This window comes from Mycetocola manganoxydans, assembly GCF_003667545.1.
In the GTDB taxonomy this organism is placed as follows: Bacteria; Actinomycetota; Actinomycetes; order Actinomycetales; family Microbacteriaceae; genus Mycetocola_A; species Mycetocola_A manganoxydans.
Genome location: NZ_RCUV01000011.1, coordinates 71,170 through 88,410, shown reverse-complemented (window position 1 = coordinate 88,410; position 17,241 = coordinate 71,170). Strand labels below are relative to the sequence as shown.

17 protein-coding genes and 1 pseudogene are annotated in these 17,241 nt (G+C 67.0%); 7 read left to right on the top strand and 11 right to left on the bottom strand.

Features of this window, described 5'->3' with window-relative positions; translation table 11 throughout:
• Positions 1 to 34: 34 nt before the first annotated feature.
• The 8 genes and pseudogenes from D9V29_RS10825 to D9V29_RS10790 all read right to left on the bottom strand — a co-directional run bounded on the left by D9V29_RS10825 (position 35) and on the right by D9V29_RS10790 (position 8,287).
• A pseudogene (locus D9V29_RS10825) lies at positions 35 to 1,305 on the bottom strand (M18 family aminopeptidase).
• A 189-nt stretch (positions 1,306 to 1,494) separates the two neighbouring features.
• A complete protein-coding gene (locus D9V29_RS10820; RefSeq protein WP_121673335.1) occupies positions 1,495 to 2,247 on the bottom strand; it encodes an SDR family NAD(P)-dependent oxidoreductase in 753 nt (250 codons plus the stop codon).
• A gap of 136 nt (positions 2,248 to 2,383) precedes the next feature.
• Entirely contained in the window at positions 2,384 to 3,121 is a 738-nt protein-coding gene (locus D9V29_RS10815) for a hypothetical protein (protein ID WP_121673334.1), read from the bottom strand.
• Positions 3,122 to 3,156: 35 nt separating this feature from the next.
• Positions 3,157 to 4,326: a Gfo/Idh/MocA family protein gene (locus tag D9V29_RS10810; RefSeq protein WP_229790530.1), complete on the bottom strand. Its 1,170-nt coding sequence runs from the start codon at positions 4,324 to 4,326 to the stop codon at positions 3,157 to 3,159.
• The gene (locus tag D9V29_RS10805; protein ID WP_121673333.1) at positions 4,323 to 5,102 is read right to left on the bottom strand and encodes a ThuA domain-containing protein; all 780 of its coding nucleotides are present in this window, start codon (positions 5,100 to 5,102) and stop codon (positions 4,323 to 4,325) included. The genes D9V29_RS10810 and D9V29_RS10805 overlap by 4 nt, the downstream gene beginning before the upstream one ends.
• A gap of 64 nt (positions 5,103 to 5,166) precedes the next feature.
• Positions 5,167 to 5,919 carry a carbohydrate ABC transporter permease gene (locus tag D9V29_RS10800; RefSeq protein ID WP_229790533.1) on the bottom strand — a complete coding sequence of 251 codons (753 nt, stop codon included), beginning with the start codon at positions 5,917 to 5,919 and terminating at the stop codon, positions 5,167 to 5,169.
• 121 nt (positions 5,920 to 6,040) lie between these two features.
• Positions 6,041 to 7,012 carry a carbohydrate ABC transporter permease gene (locus D9V29_RS10795; RefSeq protein WP_121673331.1) on the bottom strand — a complete coding sequence of 324 codons (972 nt, stop codon included), beginning with the start codon at positions 7,010 to 7,012 and terminating at the stop codon, positions 6,041 to 6,043.
• Between the two features lie 51 nt (positions 7,013 to 7,063).
• Positions 7,064 to 8,287, bottom strand: a complete 1,224-nt coding sequence (locus tag D9V29_RS10790) for a sugar ABC transporter substrate-binding protein (protein ID WP_121673330.1) — start codon at positions 8,285 to 8,287, stop codon at positions 7,064 to 7,066.
• Positions 8,288 to 8,525: 238 nt separating this feature from the next.
• Here D9V29_RS10790 and D9V29_RS10785 point away from each other — a divergent pair, with 238 nt between their 5' ends.
• From D9V29_RS10785 to D9V29_RS10760, 6 genes are all read left to right on the top strand, one after another.
• Positions 8,526 to 9,536, top strand: coding sequence for a LacI family DNA-binding transcriptional regulator (locus D9V29_RS10785; RefSeq protein ID WP_121673354.1), 1,011 nt, complete (start codon positions 8,526 to 8,528; stop codon positions 9,534 to 9,536).
• A gap of 168 nt (positions 9,537 to 9,704) precedes the next feature.
• Complete coding sequence (locus tag D9V29_RS10780) at positions 9,705 to 10,355, top strand: YrzE family protein (RefSeq protein ID WP_147436267.1); 651 nt, start codon at positions 9,705 to 9,707, stop codon at positions 10,353 to 10,355.
• 43 nt (positions 10,356 to 10,398) lie between these two features.
• Positions 10,399 to 11,292 (top strand): PRC-barrel domain-containing protein, encoded by an 894-nt coding sequence (locus D9V29_RS10775; RefSeq protein WP_121673328.1) that lies wholly within the window; start codon positions 10,399 to 10,401, stop codon positions 11,290 to 11,292.
• Between the two features lie 53 nt (positions 11,293 to 11,345).
• A complete protein-coding gene (locus tag D9V29_RS10770; RefSeq protein ID WP_147436266.1) occupies positions 11,346 to 11,606 on the top strand; it encodes a hypothetical protein in 261 nt (86 codons plus the stop codon).
• A 162-nt stretch (positions 11,607 to 11,768) separates the two neighbouring features.
• Positions 11,769 to 12,299, top strand: a complete 531-nt coding sequence (locus tag D9V29_RS10765) for a metallophosphoesterase family protein (RefSeq protein ID WP_121673326.1) — start codon at positions 11,769 to 11,771, stop codon at positions 12,297 to 12,299.
• Between the two features lie 74 nt (positions 12,300 to 12,373).
• Positions 12,374 to 12,763: a hypothetical protein gene (locus tag D9V29_RS10760; protein WP_121673325.1), complete on the top strand. Its 390-nt coding sequence runs from the start codon at positions 12,374 to 12,376 to the stop codon at positions 12,761 to 12,763.
• 103 nt (positions 12,764 to 12,866) lie between these two features.
• Here D9V29_RS10760 and D9V29_RS14960 read toward each other — a convergent pair whose 3' ends face one another.
• A complete protein-coding gene (locus D9V29_RS14960) occupies positions 12,867 to 13,166 on the bottom strand; it encodes a glycine zipper domain-containing protein (RefSeq protein ID WP_183084989.1) in 300 nt (99 codons plus the stop codon).
• Positions 13,167 to 13,284: 118 nt separating this feature from the next.
• Between D9V29_RS14960 and D9V29_RS10750 the strand changes: the two genes are divergently transcribed.
• A complete protein-coding gene (locus D9V29_RS10750) occupies positions 13,285 to 14,478 on the top strand; it encodes a MarP family serine protease (protein WP_229790529.1) in 1,194 nt (397 codons plus the stop codon).
• Between the two features lie 226 nt (positions 14,479 to 14,704).
• Here D9V29_RS10750 and D9V29_RS10745 read toward each other — a convergent pair whose 3' ends face one another.
• Together D9V29_RS10745 and D9V29_RS10740 are read right to left on the bottom strand one after the other, a co-directional pair.
• Positions 14,705 to 15,457, bottom strand: coding sequence for a DarT ssDNA thymidine ADP-ribosyltransferase family protein (locus tag D9V29_RS10745; RefSeq protein WP_183084988.1), 753 nt, complete (start codon positions 15,455 to 15,457; stop codon positions 14,705 to 14,707).
• Between the two features lie 175 nt (positions 15,458 to 15,632).
• Positions 15,633 to 17,177 carry a deoxyguanosinetriphosphate triphosphohydrolase family protein gene (locus D9V29_RS10740; RefSeq protein ID WP_121673323.1) on the bottom strand — a complete coding sequence of 515 codons (1,545 nt, stop codon included), beginning with the start codon at positions 17,175 to 17,177 and terminating at the stop codon, positions 15,633 to 15,635.
• Between the last annotated feature and the right edge of the window lie 64 nt (positions 17,178 to 17,241).

Sequence of the window (17,241 nt, the reverse complement as noted above, 5' to 3'; positions counted from 1 at the left end):
CGCCCGAATGCAGGGGAAGGGCGGCGCGGGGGCTTCACGCCCCCGCGAAGAACGCGCCGATCGCCCGCGACAGGCCCACGAGGTCGTCCACATGGGCCAGTTCGCGCGCCGAATGCATCGACAGCAGCGGCACCCCGACGTCCACCACGCGGATCCCGAGCCGCGTCGCCGTCAGCGGCCCGATAGTCGAGCCGCACGGCACCGTGTTGTTCGACACGAACTCCTGGTACGGAACCTCAGCCGACGCACACGCGCGTTCCCAGAGCGCCGCGCCGACGGCATCCGTCGCGTAGCGCTGGTTCCGTTGATCTTGAGCAGCGGGCCCGAGCCCATGACGGGGTGGTTCGCGGGGTCGTGCTTCTCGGGGTAGTTGGGGTGCACCGAGTGCCCCGCGTCCGCGGAGAGGCACCAGGAGTCGGCGTACGCCTGCAGCTTCTGCGAGACGGATGCTCCGAGCCCGGCCGCGATCCTCGAGAGGATGTCGTCGAGCATGGGGCCAGACGCACCGGAACGTGACTCCGATCCCAGTTCCTCGTGGTCGAACGCAGCGAGAACGTTGATGTGGTCGGCGTCGGGGGCGCTGAGCAGCGCGGCGAGGCCGGCGTAGACGGAGGACAGGTTGTCCATGCGCCCGGCCGCGAACAGGTCGCCGTCGATGCCGAATCGTGCCGGGGCCTGGGTGTCGGCGGTGAGGATGTCGTAGCCGGCGACGTCGGCACCGTCGATCCCGGCGAGCGAGGCGAGGTGGCCGACGAGATCGGCCGAACCACCCACGCCGAACACCGGCACCGTGTGCCGCTGCCGGTCGAGCGTCAACCCGCTGTTGGCGTCGCGGTCGAGGTGGATCGCGAGCTGCGGGATCCGCAGGAACGGCCCGGTGCGCACGAGATACTCGTCGCCGTCGCGGGTGACGAGGCGGCCGGCGAGCTCGAGTTCACGGTCGAGCCACGAGTTGAGCAGCGGCCCGCCGTACACTTCGACGCCTGCCTGCAGCCAGCCGTGCGAGGTGATCGTCGGCTTCGGCTTGAGCTTGAACCCGGGTGAGTCAGTGTGCGCCCCGAGGATCCGGAACGGAGTCGTCGGGCCGGATGCCTCCGGCTGGCTCCACGCCACAACCGCACCGTCGCGCACGACATAGTGTCGCCCGGCCCCGGTTGGCCACTCGTCGGTCTCGCTCAGCGCGGCATACCCCGCCTCGTCGAGCCGCCGGGCCACTTCGGCGGCCGCGTGGTACGACGACGGGCTGGCTTCGATGAAGCGGGCGAAGTCGGCGATGTGCGCGTTGGGGTTGAGCGTGGAATCCATGGTTCCCATCCAACCACGCAGCGCCGGATGCGGTCAGTGCGGCCTGGGCAGAGTGCCGCGTACGCCCAACAGGCGGGGGCGCTGGGAACAGCGCGACCCCGCCTGTTGAGTGGAGCAACCGGGCGTTTCCGCCTGTTGAGCGTGCGCCGCACACGCGGCGCCTGGGTTCCGACCGAGCCGGAACATCCGTTACTGGGCGGTGTAACCGCCGTCGACCGCGTGCTGCGACCCGGTCACGAAGCTCGCCTTGTCGGACAGCAGGAAGAGCACGAGTTCGGCGACCTCCTCTGAGGTGCCGAGGCGGCCGATCGGGTGCTTGGCGACGAGTCCGTCGTATGCTTCCTGCGGCATGCCCTGGAGCAGCGGGGTGTCGATGTAGCCGGGGTGCACGGAGTTGACGCGCACGCCCTGCGGCGCGTAGCTGATGGCTGCGGCCTTGGTCATGCCGGCAACGCCATGCTTCGCGGCGACGTACGGGAGCGCCATGGCGTCTCCGACGAGTCCGAGGATGGACGACGTGTTGACGATCGCGCCACCACCGGCCGCGACGATCTGCGGCAGCTGGTAGTGCATGCCGTAGAAGACGGAGTGGAGGTTGACGTCCATGAGCTTGAGGTACGCGTCGATCTCGATGTCGCCGGCGAGGCCGAGCGGTCCGCCGATACCGGCATTGTTGAAGGCGAGGTGCAGCGCGCCATAGTTCTCGACGGCGGCGTCGACGACGGCCTTCACGTCGTCGGGTTTGCCCATGTCGCCGGCGACGGCGACGGCTGTTCCGCCCGCGCCCGTGATCTCGTCGACGACGCTCTGGGCGACGTCGGCCTTGAGGTCGTTGACGACGACGTTCGCGCCATCCGCTCCGAGCGCGACGGCGACGGCCTTGCCGATGCCCGATCCTCCGCCGGTGACGATGGCGGTCTTGCCTGCGAACTGCTGAGTCATGATTTCTCCTTCGTGCCCTCGTGGGGCTTCGTCGGGGCCGGCCAGAATCAAGCCGGTCTCTCAGTGCAACAGCGGGGAGCCATATTTATTCATTCGCATGAATAGCGGCGCGACCTGCTTGCGGACAGGCTACGCCTCAGGTGCGCAGCGACGCGAGGGCGGGATGGCGCCGGAGGGCGGACTCGCCGACACTCCCCCACACCGCGAGCACGGCGAGCGACTCCGCCACCTCGCCGGTCAGAAGAATCGGTGCGCCCTCGTGCAACCGCAGCACCACGGCGCCCGGCTCCACGGCGATGTCGGTGATATCCGCGTACCGGATGTCGAGCAGGTCGGCCCCGGCGCGCACCAGAATCCGCCGGTCCGTCGCCGCCACCTCGGCGGTGTCCGGTTCGCTCCAGCCACGACGAGCGGAGGCCACCTGCCGCGCCCCGGATGCACCCGCACCCCGTGCCGACACCACCAGTGAACGCATCGCGGGGGCAGGAATGCTGTGCCGCGCGCACGCGACCGTGCCGTGCAGGAAGACCTGCTCCCTGGCATCCGTGGGGAGAGAACCGGGCGACTCGGTCGGCGGAAGGAGCTCGTGCGTGAGCGACCAGAGCAGGTCGCGGGCTTTCGCGATGCCGGCGGCGGCGGGACCGACCGCCTCGCGGGCCTGGAGCCGGCGGATGTGCGCGGCCCGGATCGCGAAAAACAGGCAGACGGCGGGCACCGCGAGCGCCAGAGCAAGGGAGATCTCGGACAGCGCCCAGCCGATCGTCGAGGTCTGCGACGACATGTCGGGCTCGAAGGCGATCCAGAGCCAGCCGAAGCCGAGGAGCGCGACGATTCCGACTACCAGTGGCAGCAGAATGCTGGGGCGTTTGCGCACGTTCTCAATCTAGATGGCTCGCGGACCTCCCACGATCAGCGCACACCCAGCGGCACTCCCCACCCCTCGAGCGCAGCTGTGACATCCGGGCGGCGTTCAGCGGCGAGGGCCTCGGCGTACGCGGCGTCGAGCACGTCCGCGATCCGCACCTTCGCGCCGGTCGACGACGACAGCACGGCCGCCTCGACCATCGCGAGGCTGTACACATTCGAGTGCACCTCCCCCGACGGAACGGTTCCGGTCCGCAACGCGTCAACGAACTCGGCGAGCGCGCCCCCGATCTCCTCGGCTGACGCAGCAGCACCCGAACCGGATGCCGCGTCGCCGGCCAGCCCGACGGCATCCGCCACCGGATCGGGAGCGACACCATCAGCAGGCGCGACACGTTCGAGAACCGGATCGTTCTCCCCATCCCAGCGCGCGGACCCACCGGCGGCGTTCGCACGCCAGGTACCGTTCCACGACGTTTCGAGTCCGTCGGCGCACCAGCTTCCGGTGTAGACGTAGCGGGCTCCGCCGGAGAACTCGAACACCGCTGTCGCCGCGGCGTCACCGGAGTACCAGCTCCAGCTCGGGTTGAACTCCTCGCAGTACACGGACACGGGGTCCTGGTCGAGCAGGTAGCGCACGGCGTCGAACGGGTGGATCGCCATGTCGACGAGCAGCACGTGCTCCATCTCTTCTCGGAACCCGCCGAAGTGAGGCGCCTTGAAGAACTCGGTCGTGATCACGCCGACATCGCCGAGCGTCGACAGTTGCTCGCGAAAGGCGGCGAGCGTGCGGTAGTACCGGCGCGACTGGCTGATCATGAGCAACTGCCCGCTCACCTCGGCGGCCGCAGCGAGCGACAGCCCCTGCGCGACCGTCGGCGCAACGGGCTTCTCGCACAGCACCGGCAGCCCGGCAAACAGAGCTTCGACGTTGACCGGGTGGTGCGCTGCGGGGATCGTCACGTTGACGACCGCCTGGGCATCGGATGCCGCGGCCACCTCGGCGACGCTCGTCCCGACAACAACGCCGGACAGGCCCGCATCGGCGAGCGCTGCCTCAGCGGCGGCGACGTTGAGGTCGACGAGGCCGACGAGCGTCACATCCGGAGAGTCGGCGAGGAGCCGGATCCAGTTGCGACCCATCCCGCCGGCGCCGACCTGGACGACGCGGATCGGTTCCGTCCCGGCGAGAACGGGAAAGGAGACGGTGCTCAATTCGCCATCGCTCCCTGGTAATTGTGGCCGTTGTAGAAGTCTTCGGTCTCGTACCGGAGCAGCACCGGGTCGGTGCGCTCGGGGCGAACGGTGACCGCCCACTCGACGCCGTTCGCGATCACACGGCGCACTTCCTTCTGGTGGTACACCGGGTAGTCCTGGTCGCCGGGGCTGAAGAAGAAGATCTTGCCGAAACCGCGCTTGTAGGTCATGCCGCTGCGGAACACCTCGCCACCCGAGAAGGTGGAGAGGAAGACGAGTTCGTCCGGCGCGGGAACGTCGAAGAACTCTCCGTACATTTCCTGCTGCGGAATGATGAACGGGTGCGGCACCCCCTGGGCGATCGGGTGCGTCGGGTCGACGGTCCAGACCAGTTCGCGGTCCTCCTCCGAGCGCCAGCGCAACGTGCACGACGTTCCCATGAGCTTGCCGAAAATCTTCGACCAGTGCCCGGAGTGCAGCACGAGCAATCCCATCCCGGCGAGAACGTGGCGGTGTACCCGCTCGACGACTTCGTCCGAGACCTCGGAGTGCGCCGCGTGCCCCCACCAGACGAGCACGTCGGTGTTAGTGAGCACGTCTTCGGTCAGTCCGTGCTCCGGGTCGTCGAGGGTGACGGTGGTCACAGACGCGCCGGTACCGAGGTTCTCCTCGATGCCCTCCTTGATGGTGGTGTGCATTCCGTCCGGGTAGATCGCGGCCACTTCGGGCTGCTCCTGCTCGTGGCGGTTCTCGCCCCAGACGACGACGCGGATCGGGCTTTCGGTGTTCGACATGGTGTTCCTAACGGTGTGAATGGTGGAAATGACGGATGCCGCGCGGCGGCGAGAACAGAACGGCCTACTTCACGGCGCCACCGGTGGCGCCGGCAGCGATGTACTTCTGGGCGAGGATGAGCAGCACGATCGCGGGGATCGACGACAGCACAGCGGTCGCCATCACGGCGCTCCAGTTCGACACCTGTGTGCCGAGGTACTGGTAGATGCCGAGCGTGACCGGTCGCACCTCCTCGGTGGTGGTGAGGGTCAGCGCGAACAGGAAGTCGCTCCAGGAGAAGAGGAACGCGAACAGTCCTGCGGTGATGATCGAGTTGCGGCTGATCGGCACGACGATCGAGACAAACGCCCGGACGAGACCCGCACCGTCGACTCGCGCGGCCTCGACGATCGACGGAGGGATGCCGATCATGAATGCCCGCATGATGAGAATGGCGAACGGGATCGCGTGCGACGCATCCGCCAGAATCAGTCCGGGAATCGAGTTGAGCAGCCCGATGTCGTTGTAGGCGGCGTAGAGCGCATTGGCGATCACGATGCCGGGGATCATCTGCGAAATGATGATCGCGAGCAGGGCGACGTTGATCCAGCGGAACCGGAACTGAGCCAGCGCATACGCCGCGGGGGCAGCGATGGCGAGGCTGAGCGCGACGGTACCGAGGGAGATGAGCAGGCTCGTCACGAGGTTCTGGCCCTGGTCGGCGATCGCCTTCTCGTATCCGGCGAAGCTCGGGTTGAACGGGAAGATGTCGGCGGTGAGGGTGTTGCCGGAGGGCTGGAGTGATGCGTTGATCATCCAGTAGACCGGGAACAGCATGATCCCGAGGAACACGATTCCGAGCACGGTGTATCCCGCGGAGCGGGTGTTCTCCTTCTGACGACGCCTGGCGGCGGCGTGCTGGGGAAGAACGACGGGTGCGATGGTCATGTCTGGCCCCTTACTCGTCGACCTGGCGCCGGTTGGCGCGGAGGTAGATGATGGCGAACAACAGGGAGATGAGGATGAGGATGTTGCTGAACGCGGCACCGACGCCGAACTCGAAGTTCACGAACGACTCCTGGTAGGAGCGGATCGCGAGCGTCTGGGTCGCGTTCGCCGGCCCTCCGTTGGTGAGACCGAGGATGATGTCGAGCACCTTGAGCGTGTAGACCACGCCGAGCAGCAGCACGACGCTCACGACGGGGCGCAGGTTGGGCCAGGTGATGTGCCAGAAGGCCTTCCAGCCCGTGGCGCCGTCGAGCGCGCCCGCTTCGTAGAGCTCGTCGGGGATGTCCTGCAGGCCGCCGTAGAGGATGGTCACGTTGAACGGGATCCCGATCCAGATGTTCACGAGGATGACGGCGGTCAGCGCGACCGACGGGTCGGTCAGCCACGGCACCGCTTCGATCCCGAGGGTTCCGAGGAACCGGTTCAGGATGCCGCTGTCCTGGTCCAGGATGGACCGCCAGGTCGCGCTCGCCACGATGAGCGGCAGCAGCCACGGCAGCAGAAGCATGGAGCGGAGGAAGTTGTTGAGCGGGAACCGGCGCTTGAAGAACGCGGCGAGTGCGAGCCCGATCACGAACTGGCCGGCGATCGACCCGATCGTGAACAGCGCCGTGTTGATGAGCGACGGCCAGAACAGGTTGCTCGAGATGACCGTGACGTAGTTCTCGATGCCGACCCAGGGCGCTTCTCCCGTGAAGAAGGTCTTGGTCGTGTAGTCCTGCAGGCTCATCACGATGTTCTTGACAACGGGGTAACCGAAGAACAACAGGATGTAGAGCGCTGCAGGTACCACGAAGAGGACCTTGGTGATGTTCTCCTTCGAGAACTGCCGCTTCAGCGAGCGGCGTGGCAGGGTGCCCCGACGAGGCGCGCCCGCGCGATCGGCCGGAGCCGTTTCGCTGGTGAGACGTGTCGTTGACATGCGTGAAACCTTTCGGCGCTCCCGGTGGAGCACCCTGCGCGTAGAGGCGGACTATCCTGCGGAAGCCTGCTCGAAGGCATCCTCGACCGAGGCCTGCCCGGTGAGAGCGAGCTGGATCGCGGTGTAGATCACGGTCGCAGCCTCTGGCCATTCCTCACCGAGCTGGCCGGTGCGCGAGCGGGCGTTGGCGACCTGCTCGGTGAATGCCTCCATGGTCGGGACGGCTTCGACGTACTCGTCAGCGAGTTCGGTCTTGGTCGGAACGGTGTACCGCTCGGTCGCGAGTTCGAGCTGGTTGTCGTCGCTCGAGATGCACTCGACGAAGGATGCCGCCTTGGCCTGCTTCTCGTCGTCACCGGTCACCGGCACGGTCCAGACCTCGCCACCCAGAGGGGCGATGGGGGTCTGGCCGGCCTCGTTGACGGGGACCTGCACGGTGCCCCACTTCACGTCTGGCGTTTCGGCCAGGCCGGGGATCTGCCACGGTCCGTTGATCATCATCGCGGCCTTGCCTGCGACGAACTGGTCCTTGACGTCGGCCTGTGACCAGTTGAGGACGCTCTTGGATGCCGCGCCGCTGTCGACGAGGTCCACCCAGAGCTGCAGTGCTTCGGCGACCTCGGGGGTGCCCAGGTCGGTCTCGTCGCCACCGTTCGTCCACATGAACGGGAGGAACTGCCAGCTGCCTTCGTAGGTGGCGATGGCGGAGAAGGCGAGACCGTACTGGTCGCCAGTGGTCAGCGTTGCCGCGGCGGTCTTGAGCTCGTCCCACGTGGTGGGCGGCTCGACGCCGGCGGCGGCGAGGAGGTCTTCGTTGTAGAACAGGCCGAGCGTGTTGACCGTCGGGGCGAGACCGTAAACCTCGTCTTCGTACGTGGCCGCTTCGAGGATGCCATCGGCGAAACCGGACGTGTCGACGTCGTAGTCGCTGAGCGGGGCGAGCCCACCGGTCGCGGCGATCTCCTGCAGGTCGGGGTTGTCGAGCATGAGCACGTCGGGCAGCGTCTTCGAGGAGGAGCGCTGGAGCACCTTCTGGATGAGGTCCTTGCCGGGAACCGTCTCGCGTTTGATCGTGACGTCGAGTTCTTCGGCGCACTTGTCGATCGCTGCCTGGATGAGCGTCTTGTCCGGCTCGTTGTTGTAGTAGTCGAGGACAGTGAGGGTGTCGGGGTCGCCCTTGGCCTGCCCTCCCCCTCCTCCGCCTGCGCACGCCGTCAGGGCGAGCGGGGTGATGGCCGCGATGGCCAGAAGCGTGGTCAGTCTGCGTTTTCTCATGGTGGCTCCCTTGCCAAATGTGTGGGACGTCGCTGTTCCGGTAAAGCGCTTAACCGCGAAGGTGTTCTGACGATTCTGCGGCCGGCGGGCGGGGTTGTCAAGAAAAAAGTTAAGCGCTTTACCGATTTGTGATGCAGTGATCTGAACCGGTGACAATCTGTGAGAGGATTCCAGCCAGCATCCGCTTTCACTGGAGAACCGGACGCGAATCGAGACGGAAGGGGGCACCGTGGCCACCATGCAGGATGTCGCCCGGCTGGCGAACGTCTCCATCGCGACCGTGTCGTTCACGGTGAACAACAGCAAGCCGGTCTCCCCCGCTACGCGTGCCCGGGTCGAAGCCGCGATGCAGGAGCTCGGCTTCCGCCGCAACGCGGTTGGCCGTGCGCTCGCGAGCAAGCGGACCCACATTCTGGCCCTCCTCTACCCGGCGTTGCAGCATCGCTTTCGCGGCACCGTCGTGAACTTCTTCACCAGTGCCGCGCGGACCGCGAGCGAGCACGGCTACAACCTCGTGCTGTGGCCGGCGAGCAACGACGACGAGCTCGACGAGCTCACATCCACCGGTCTCGTCGACGGTGTGCTGCTGATGGAGGTGCAGGTCGAGGACCCGCGGGTCGAACGGCTCCAGAAGTCGGGAACACCGTTCGCGCTCATCGGCCGCACAGCTGAACCCGACGCGCTCGACTTCGTCGACATCGACTTCGAGGGCACCGTCGCCGCGTCGATCGATCATCTGGTCGAACTCGGCCACTCGGCGATCGGACTGCTCGACGGCGGCGTCGGCAGCGGAGCACTTCGCGGCTACGGCCCAGTCGTCCGCACCCGAGGCGCGTTCGATCGGGAGATGGAGGAACGCGGACTGATGGCGTTCCGCCTCTCGTGTGACGAGAACCCGGCCGCCGGACGGGAGATGGGCGCGCGTATTCGCGACGAGGCGCCGGGTATGACCGCGCTGATTCTCATGAATGAGCACGCGGCACCCGGGCTGTTGAGCGAACTCAGGCACCAGGGGCTGTCGGTGCCTGATGACCTGTCGATCCTGTCGATCGCGTCATCGAAGGAGATGGCGGCGATGAATGATCCGGAGCTCACCGTGATGAGCGCCCCGAGTATCGAGCTCGGCCGTCGCGGGGTCGAACTGCTCATCGACCAGCTCGACGGCGGCGGCGACCACGACCGGCACGCGCTCGTGATGTGCGCCCTCGAGCCGGGTGCGTCGACGGCGCCTCCTCGCGCCGGGCACTGAGCGCGGTTCGTTCCACCTGAGGCCCGGGCCGCGCCGCGCCAATACGCCCGCGTAAACCACCCACGCCCGTATATCGCACTCCAAGACTTCATGCGCGGGGGATGCAACCCCCTTGCACGGGGGACAATGCGGGGCCTTGACTGGTGTCTCCCCGTGAAAGGACCAGCAATGAGTACTCCAGATTCCCGCGATCCCGACGCACCCACCCGCGCCCACTCGACATCGAGCGGCCCCGAGGCCCACGGCTCCGTGCCCGCCGAGTCCCGTCCCTCGTATCGCCAGGAAGTGACCGAGCGGCAGAAGGAACAGTTCGGTGGCATCAAGTTCGGCTCCGCGTTCTTCGGCTGGCTCGCCGCGACCGGACTGGTTGTCCTTCTCACCGCGCTCGCCGTCGCCATCGCGACGGCCGTCAGCGGAGGGGTTGAAGAAGCCGTCGATCAGACGATTTCGACTCCCTTCGGCGGCGTTGTCATCTACGCCATCGTCGTCCTCGTGATCCTCTTCATCGCGTACTACTGCGGAGGATACGTCGCCGGCCGCATGGCCCGTTTCGACGGCGCCAAGCAGGGTCTCGCCGTCTGGCTGTGGGCGATCATCATCGCGATCGTCACTGCGGTTCTCGGCCTCATCATCGGCAACAACATCCTTACCGACCTCAACACCTTCCCGCGCATCCCGACGAGCACGGAAGACCTGACCGCAGAGGGAATCGTGACCGCGATTCTTGCCGCAGTCGTCAGCCTCGGCGGTGCAATCCTCGGAGGCCTCGCCGGCATGCGATTCCACCGTCGTGTCGACCGCGCCGGTCTCGGTCGCTGACCCGGCCCCGAGGCATCCGATTTCATTTCTTGAAGGAGTACACATGCTTGATTCACGCGACATCGGCGGCCTGCAGGGTGCGCCCGTGCTCGGCCGCGACAACGAGAAACTCGGACACGTCGGACAGGTCTTCCTCGACTCGCAGACCGGTGCACCGAACTGGGTGACGGTGAAGACCGGACTGTTCGGTCACAAGGAGACGTTCGTCCCGCTCGCGGACGCCGACTTCAACGGCGAAGAGCTCTCGGTCGACATCGACAAGGAGACTCTCAAGGAGGCTCCGCGCATCGACGCGAACGAGGAGCTCTCGCCGCACAACGAAGAGGCGCTCTACCGTTACTACGGTCTCTCCGACCAGGACACCGACGGGGGCACCGCACGTCCGGACGACTACCCGGACCGCCAATACCGCCTCAACCCGGACGGCACCACGGTCACCCCGGTTCCCACCGGGACGACGGATGCTGCGCACGCGCGGAATGCGGACGGCGACACCGACTCCGGCCGGTCCCTCGACTCCGACCGCAACACGGATGCCGACCGGCTGCTGCACGACGAGCGGCGGGCGGATGCTGCGCACGCGCGCGATTCGGACAGCGACGGCCGCATCGACGACGTCGATCGCCGTACCGCGACCGACGACAGTGCCGGCGACCACGGAACATCCCGGCCCGCCGCCGTGCCTGCTGCCGACGGGAACGAGGACACCGGCGACCGGCGGAACGACGGGCCGCTGTCCGACGATGTGAAACGTGCCGCAGACGACGACCAGCCACGGGATCTCAACGAGTACCACCCGGACAGGGTCGATCTGAACGAGGGGCAGGACGGTGACGGACCGAAGCACGCGCGGCTGCGACGCTATGACCCGAACCTCGACGGAACGACCGCTGGCGATCCGACGATCGATCGCAGCAGCCCGCCACGAAGCTTGTGAGGAACTCGGCCCGCCTGCCCCGGCGGTTGCCTCACAGAGAAGGAAGGAAGTAGATGAGCGATTCAGCTATGACCGGTGGAGACCCCGAAACGGTCGACATGATGGGCCACCAGACCGCGAAGAACGACCCAGTGATCGGAGAACCTGTGTACAACACGAACGACGCCGAAGACCCGCGGAACGCTGAAATACTCGAGGAGCAACACCTCGACGACCGTCACGCGACGGGAGAGCACTACACACCGGGGATAGACCCGGACGTGGACGCCTCCGAGGGCGATCCAATGGTCAACCTCGACGACGAGAATCGCTGACTTTTTTGCAGCGTGAAGCCCGGTCCCCTTCGAGGTGCCGGGCTTTCTCGTGCGCTCGTGCCTTCATGCCGCGAGTTGCCCGGTCTCGCGGGTCTTGGCGCTCGTACACCCGCGAAGGTGGGCAACTCGCGGCACAAGCGAAGCCCGTGAAAGGATCCAGCCATGCCGACCACACTCCTGCTGCTCGCTGATACCCACGTGCCGAAACGGGCACGGGCGCTTCCCGACCAGGTCTTGCGTGCCGTCGAGGAGGCAGACGTCGTCCTGCACGCGGGCGACTGGGTCGATGAGGCCACGCTCGACGAGCTGGAGAAACGCAGTCGCCGCCTGATCGGTGTGTACGGCAACAACGACGGGCCCGGGTTGCGTGCCCGCCTGCCAGAGGTTGCGACCGAGGTGATCGACGGCATCCGCTTCGCGATGATTCACGAGACCGGGGCTGCAACCGGTCGTGAGGCGCGATGTGAGGCGCAATTTCCGGATGCCGACGTGCTGGTTTTCGGGCACAGCCACATCCCGTGGGAGACGACGACACCGCGCGGGCTGCGACTGCTCAACCCCGGGTCACCGACCGATCGCCGCCGCCAGCCGGTCTGCACCCTGATGACGGCGGTCGCCGATGCCGGCACCCTCCGCGACGTGACGCTCGTGCCGGTCGATCGTGCGCACGGCGCGCAGCGATCGCAGGCCTGAGCGGGCGACCGCAAGCCCCTTGTCGGTCGAATTCGCGGGTGCGTACGGTGGGGGTTCCGACGAAAGGACGAACCATGAGCGACCAGAACATCCACGACGACAAGTCTTCGACCGATGGAATGACATCGGAGGGCGCCGTGTGGGGCGTCGGCGACCCGAAGGACGAGGAGATGCTCGCGAAGGAGACCGTCACGAATGACGCCGTCGCCGGTGAGCCGGTCGAGCAGGATGCTGCGTTCCTCGATGTCGACGAAGCAGACGTCGAGACCTCGGATGCCGACGCGGCTAACGACTCCAACGACACCGAGAACGACCAGCACCTCTTCAGCAACACCCACGGTGAGGTCGAGCCGGGTACCGACAACCAGGACACGACCGTGTCCCAGCTCACCGATGCCCTCGACAGCGATGCTGTCGCATCGAGCGAGGCTCCCGAAACGGATGCCACAGGTTCCGACCGCTGATCCACCCCGCTTCATCGATCGGGCCCACAAGGTCGTTCCCGTCCAACGCGGAGAACCCTGTGGGCCCGATCGTTTCTTCGCGGCCCCACCCCGGCCGCGAGGCCTACGGTTTCGAAGCGGTGTCGGGCGGCGTCGTTCCGCCGTCCTGCCCGTCACCCGTCGCGTCGGCAGGTGACGTCGTCGTCTTCTCCCCGAACATGATGCCGAACACCACGCCGAGCGCGATCCCGATGCCGAGGTACGCCCAACTGTCGAGCACGAGGCTGAGCGTCACGCCAAGGCTCACGCCGAGTGCGATCCCGACCCCGATGGACTGGCTCTGCTTGTCCTCATCCGCTGAGTCCCCGGATGCGTCGCTCGGCTCCGCATCCTCCGCTGGCGTGTGATCGTCGATTCTCCCCATGCATCCACGGTAGGACGGTGGCGCTGCCCGGGGCATCCGTCGCTCGGGGGATCTTCAACATTGCCGCCCTAGACTGAGTTTTCCGGCACTACCCCTGCCGCGGAATCGAGGAGGACCAGTGGTGGTGACGGCGGCCCTCGTGCTCGATGTGATTCTGATCGCGGTGCTCGTTGTCGCCCTCGTCTACGGGTTCACGCGCGGATTGTTGCGGGTCGTCGGCGGAATCGCCGGCATGATCGTCGGTGGGATTGCGGCGTTCTTCGTGCTTCCGCTGGTGTCGACCTGGGCCGCGCTGTCGGAGTGGCGTGTACCGATCGCGCTGCTCGCGGGACTGCTGCTGGTGTCGATCGGGTTCTCGATCGGCGCTGCCCTCGGCAATCTCATCCGTCGCCCCCTCCACAAGACTCCGCTTCGGGGCATCGACCGCTTCCTCGGTGCGGTCACCAACGTTGCGGTGACACTCGTGGTCGTCTCCATGCTCGCGTTCAGCGCCCAGTCGCTCAGCGCGCCGGTGCTCACTCAGGCGATGGCGACGTCGAATGTGCTGCGAACCCTCGATGACCTCACGCCGCGCCCCGTGGCATCCGCCCTCGCGCAGTTGAGGTCGACCATCCTGACCGACGGGCTTCCGCGCCTCATCGACGCGGTCGGGGTGCCGTCGACGGCACCGTCGATCCCGCAGCTGGCGATGGACTCGCCGGAGTTGACGCGAGCGGCGGCATCCGTCGTGCGGATCACCGGCAACGCGCCGTCGTGCGGCAGCGGAAGCGTCGGCAGCGGCTTCGTCGTCTCCGACGACCGCGTCGTCACCAACGCACACGTGCTCGCGGGCGTCACCGAGCTCGTCGTCGAAGCGCCCGGTGAACTGCCGAAGCCCGGACGGGTCGTGTACTTCGACCCGGTCGACGACCTCGCCGTCGTCGCCGTCGCCGGCCTGGACGCTGCACCCCTCGCAGTCTCGCCCACGCTCGGAGCCGGAACCCAGGCCGCGTTCATGGGGTACCCGTACGGTGGGCCGTTCTCAGCGCAGGCGGCTGAGGTGCTCTCGAGCGGAAGCACCCTCGTCGGCGACATCTACGGTTCGAACCCGGTCCCGCGCGAGATCTCGACCCTCGCCGCGAACGTGCAGCAGGGAAACTCCGGCGGCCCGCTGCTGACGACCGACGGTGCTGTCGCCGGCGTCATCTTCGCGAAGTCGGATGCCACGGCCAACGTCGGCTATGCCCTCGCGATGGAGGAGGTCCTCCCGGTGATCGCGCAGGCTCCAGCGCTGACGGATGCCGTCGCCTCCGGCTCCTGCATCGCCCGCTAACCCGGCCGCGCGGCATCCGCTCTTGCTCCGTCAGTTTGGGCTGACCGCGCTCTTGCTCGGCCACTTTTGGCTGGAACTCGCGCCTCGGCGCTGCTGCTCGGTCAGTTTTGGCTGAAACTCGGGGCCCGGCGCTGCCGCTCGGCCACTCTTGGCTGCAACGAGCGCCGTTGAGCAACCATTACCGACCGAGCAACGAGCCCGCGAGCAACCCGCGCGGGGCGCGGAACTACTCGACGGCCTCGAACCAGGGTGTGTACGCCGCGACCTTGGTCGCGAAGGGGGTGGGCGCGAGCATCCGCTTGACGGCTTCGCGCACCTTGACGTTCGCGACACCGATGAGCGCGATGTTGTCGACCGGCACCGCGTCGGCGACGAGAACTTCGGCCTCGAGCAGCGCCTCGGCTTCTTCGTCCGAGCGGAGCTTGCGCAGCATCCGCACAGCACTGGCACTGTTGGCGGCGAACGGCGTAAGCGATCCGGCCGCATCACCGTCGGCAACGACGACGTTCGCGAGCGCGCCGACACCCTCAAGCGACACCGCGTCGATCGTCGTGACGAGCACGACGAAGTCGTTGATCGAGTGCTCGGCCACGTCCGCCGCGAGGCGCGAATCCGGGTTGCCCGAACGGATGCTCCGCCACAGCGCCGCATCCGGCGAAAGGAAGAACGGAACAAAGGCTGAGACCGGCGAATCCTGCTGACCGGCGACGAACACGGTCTTCCGCGCCTCGCGGTTCTCAACCGAGGAGATGTCGACGACGGGAGTGGCGGCATCCGGTCCGGACGCGGCGAACAGCTTGCCGGATTCGAGGATCGCGGGCAGGTTGCTGATGTGGGTCACGTGGTACAGCCGCAGTTCACCGGCGTTGAACGTCGGGAGCTTGGTCGTGGAGACCGGGGCGGCCTTCGGAGTTCCTGGGGTGCGAGCGGGGGCGCGGGTGCGTCCGACGCGCTTCACCGGCTCCTTCGGCTCGGGCACGAACGCAGGCTTCGGAAAGCACGTGTCGCAGAATCCGGGCTCAAAACCATGTTTACATTCGACGCTCACTGCAAATACCTCTCGTGCGTGGCTTCTCTCCCCGCTCCCGACCGCCGGAAGTGCCACCCCCTCTACGTTACGTTGCTTTACGGAGAGCCGGTTACCGCGTCGGGAGCTACAGGCTCCGGCCGGACTCCCACAGGTTGTCCGAGGTTCCACTGATGAGGGTTGCAACGCTCATCGCCTGCGCATCCGTGAACGACGCGATGTAATCGACGACGGCACGGCTCTGTCCGAGCTGCACGATGTCGGATGCCCCGGTGCCCACGCCGGCTGCAGTGAAGTATTCGGGCGCTGCGTCAAGCAGCCCGCGGTACTCCTCCGTCGCCGCCTCGACCGAGTCGAGCAGCCTGCGGGGCGCTCGTGCGGCATCCGCTGGGTCGTTGAGCCAGGTGTGGAAACCGTCGGCGAGCGCCTCGATCACGCGCGCCTGCCCGCGCTGGTACACCGCAAGGTCGGAACGGTCGAGCACGAACCGGGTGTGCACGAACTTGAGCACGACCACGTCGTGCCAGGCCTGCCTGCTGAGGCGCACGTGACCGCTGCGGATGTTCGGCTCCCGTTCGACCCGGATGCTCCCCTTGAGCCGGTCGATCCACCTCCGGGTGAACGCCGACACGGCACGGTCAGCCTCGAGCCCGCCGTCGTAGGGAATGGTGAGCAGCCCTTCCACGAGATCCGTCGTCACCCGCTCGACCGAATTACGGAAGGCATCCGCGTCGGCGATCCAGGCGTCCTTCTGCTGCACCTTGCGCCACGCGGCTTCGAGCGAGTGGCCCGGGCGGCGCACCCGCAGCTCGGCGTCGTCGAGCGCGGCGAGGTCGGATTGCGCCGCCAGCCAACCGTTGAGCTCCGCCGACACGGACGTGTACTGCAGCACCCCTGCGCGGTAGAAGTCGTCGAGGTCGTGAACCGAGTACGCGATGTCGTCGGCGATGTCCATCACCGAGCACTCGAGCGTCTGCTGGTGCTGCCCGATCTTCGGGAACACCGCGAGCACGTCTGCCATCTCGAGCGCGTCGATCGAGTATGCCGAGAATTTCAGGGCCCCGGATGCCGCATCCGTCCCGACTCCGCGCGGCAGCTCCTCCGCCGGCCGGGGTGGCAGCGCACGCCACTCGTTGCGGGTCCACGGGTACTTGAGCACCGCAGCGCGCACGGCTTTGGTCAGGTTGAGACCGCGCGGTGTCGCATCGCAACTGTCGAGTGCGGTGAGGATCCGGAAGGTCTGGGCGTTGCCCTCGAAACCATCCGGAAGGCCCAGACGGTTCCGGGCGACCCGGTCGAGCACCTGCTCACCGAGGTGCCCGAAGGGTGGGTGACCGAGGTCATGCGCAGCCGCGGCCGCCTGCACGACGACGGGGTCGCATCCGCCCAGTTCCCTGATGATGGCGCGCGTGGAGTCGTTCGCGTCACGGAAACCGACGGCGATCGACCGGGCGACCGCCGAGACCTTGAGCGAGTGCGTAAGCCGGTTGTGCACGATGGTGCCGGACCCGGCCTGCGGAATCACCTGCGTGACGGCGGACAGCCGCGTGAAGTACGGCGAGAAACGGATGCGCTCCACATCGACGCGGAATTCATCCTCACCGTTCGTCGGTGGCTCGGTCAGTGTGCGGTCGCGGCCGCCTCCGGTGTGGGTTCGCGGATAGCTCAGCATGGTGCCGCCAGCCTACCGAGTGTGCCGGGTGGCGCCCGGCCGGGGCGCCCACCGCCACGTTTTC

Coding starts and splice junctions, on each gene's coding strand:
- D9V29_RS10820 (WP_121673335.1), bottom strand. CDS start 2,247: ATGACTCAGCAGTTCGCAGGCAAGACCGCCATCGTCACCGGCGGAGGA.
- D9V29_RS10805 (WP_121673333.1), bottom strand. CDS start 5,102: ATGTCGAACACCGAAAGCCCGATCCGCGTCGTCGTCTGGGGCGAGAAC.
- D9V29_RS10800 (WP_229790533.1), bottom strand. CDS start 5,919: ATGCTGTTCCCGGTCTACTGGATGATCAACGCATCACTCCAGCCCTCC.
- D9V29_RS10795 (WP_121673331.1), bottom strand. CDS start 7,012: ATGTCAACGACACGTCTCACCAGCGAAACGGCTCCGGCCGATCGCGCG.
- D9V29_RS10790 (WP_121673330.1), bottom strand. CDS start 8,287: ATGAGAAAACGCAGACTGACCACGCTTCTGGCCATCGCGGCCATCACC.
- D9V29_RS10785 (WP_121673354.1), top strand. CDS start 8,526: ATGCAGGATGTCGCCCGGCTGGCGAACGTCTCCATCGCGACCGTGTCG.
- D9V29_RS10780 (WP_147436267.1), top strand. CDS start 9,705: ATGAGTACTCCAGATTCCCGCGATCCCGACGCACCCACCCGCGCCCAC.
- D9V29_RS10775 (WP_121673328.1), top strand. CDS start 10,399: ATGCTTGATTCACGCGACATCGGCGGCCTGCAGGGTGCGCCCGTGCTC.
- D9V29_RS10770 (WP_147436266.1), top strand. CDS start 11,346: ATGAGCGATTCAGCTATGACCGGTGGAGACCCCGAAACGGTCGACATG.
- D9V29_RS10765 (WP_121673326.1), top strand. CDS start 11,769: ATGCCGACCACACTCCTGCTGCTCGCTGATACCCACGTGCCGAAACGG.
- D9V29_RS10760 (WP_121673325.1), top strand. CDS start 12,374: ATGAGCGACCAGAACATCCACGACGACAAGTCTTCGACCGATGGAATG.
- D9V29_RS14960 (WP_183084989.1), bottom strand. CDS start 13,166: ATGGGGAGAATCGACGATCACACGCCAGCGGAGGATGCGGAGCCGAGC.
- D9V29_RS10740 (WP_121673323.1), bottom strand. CDS start 17,177: ATGCTGAGCTATCCGCGAACCCACACCGGAGGCGGCCGCGACCGCACA.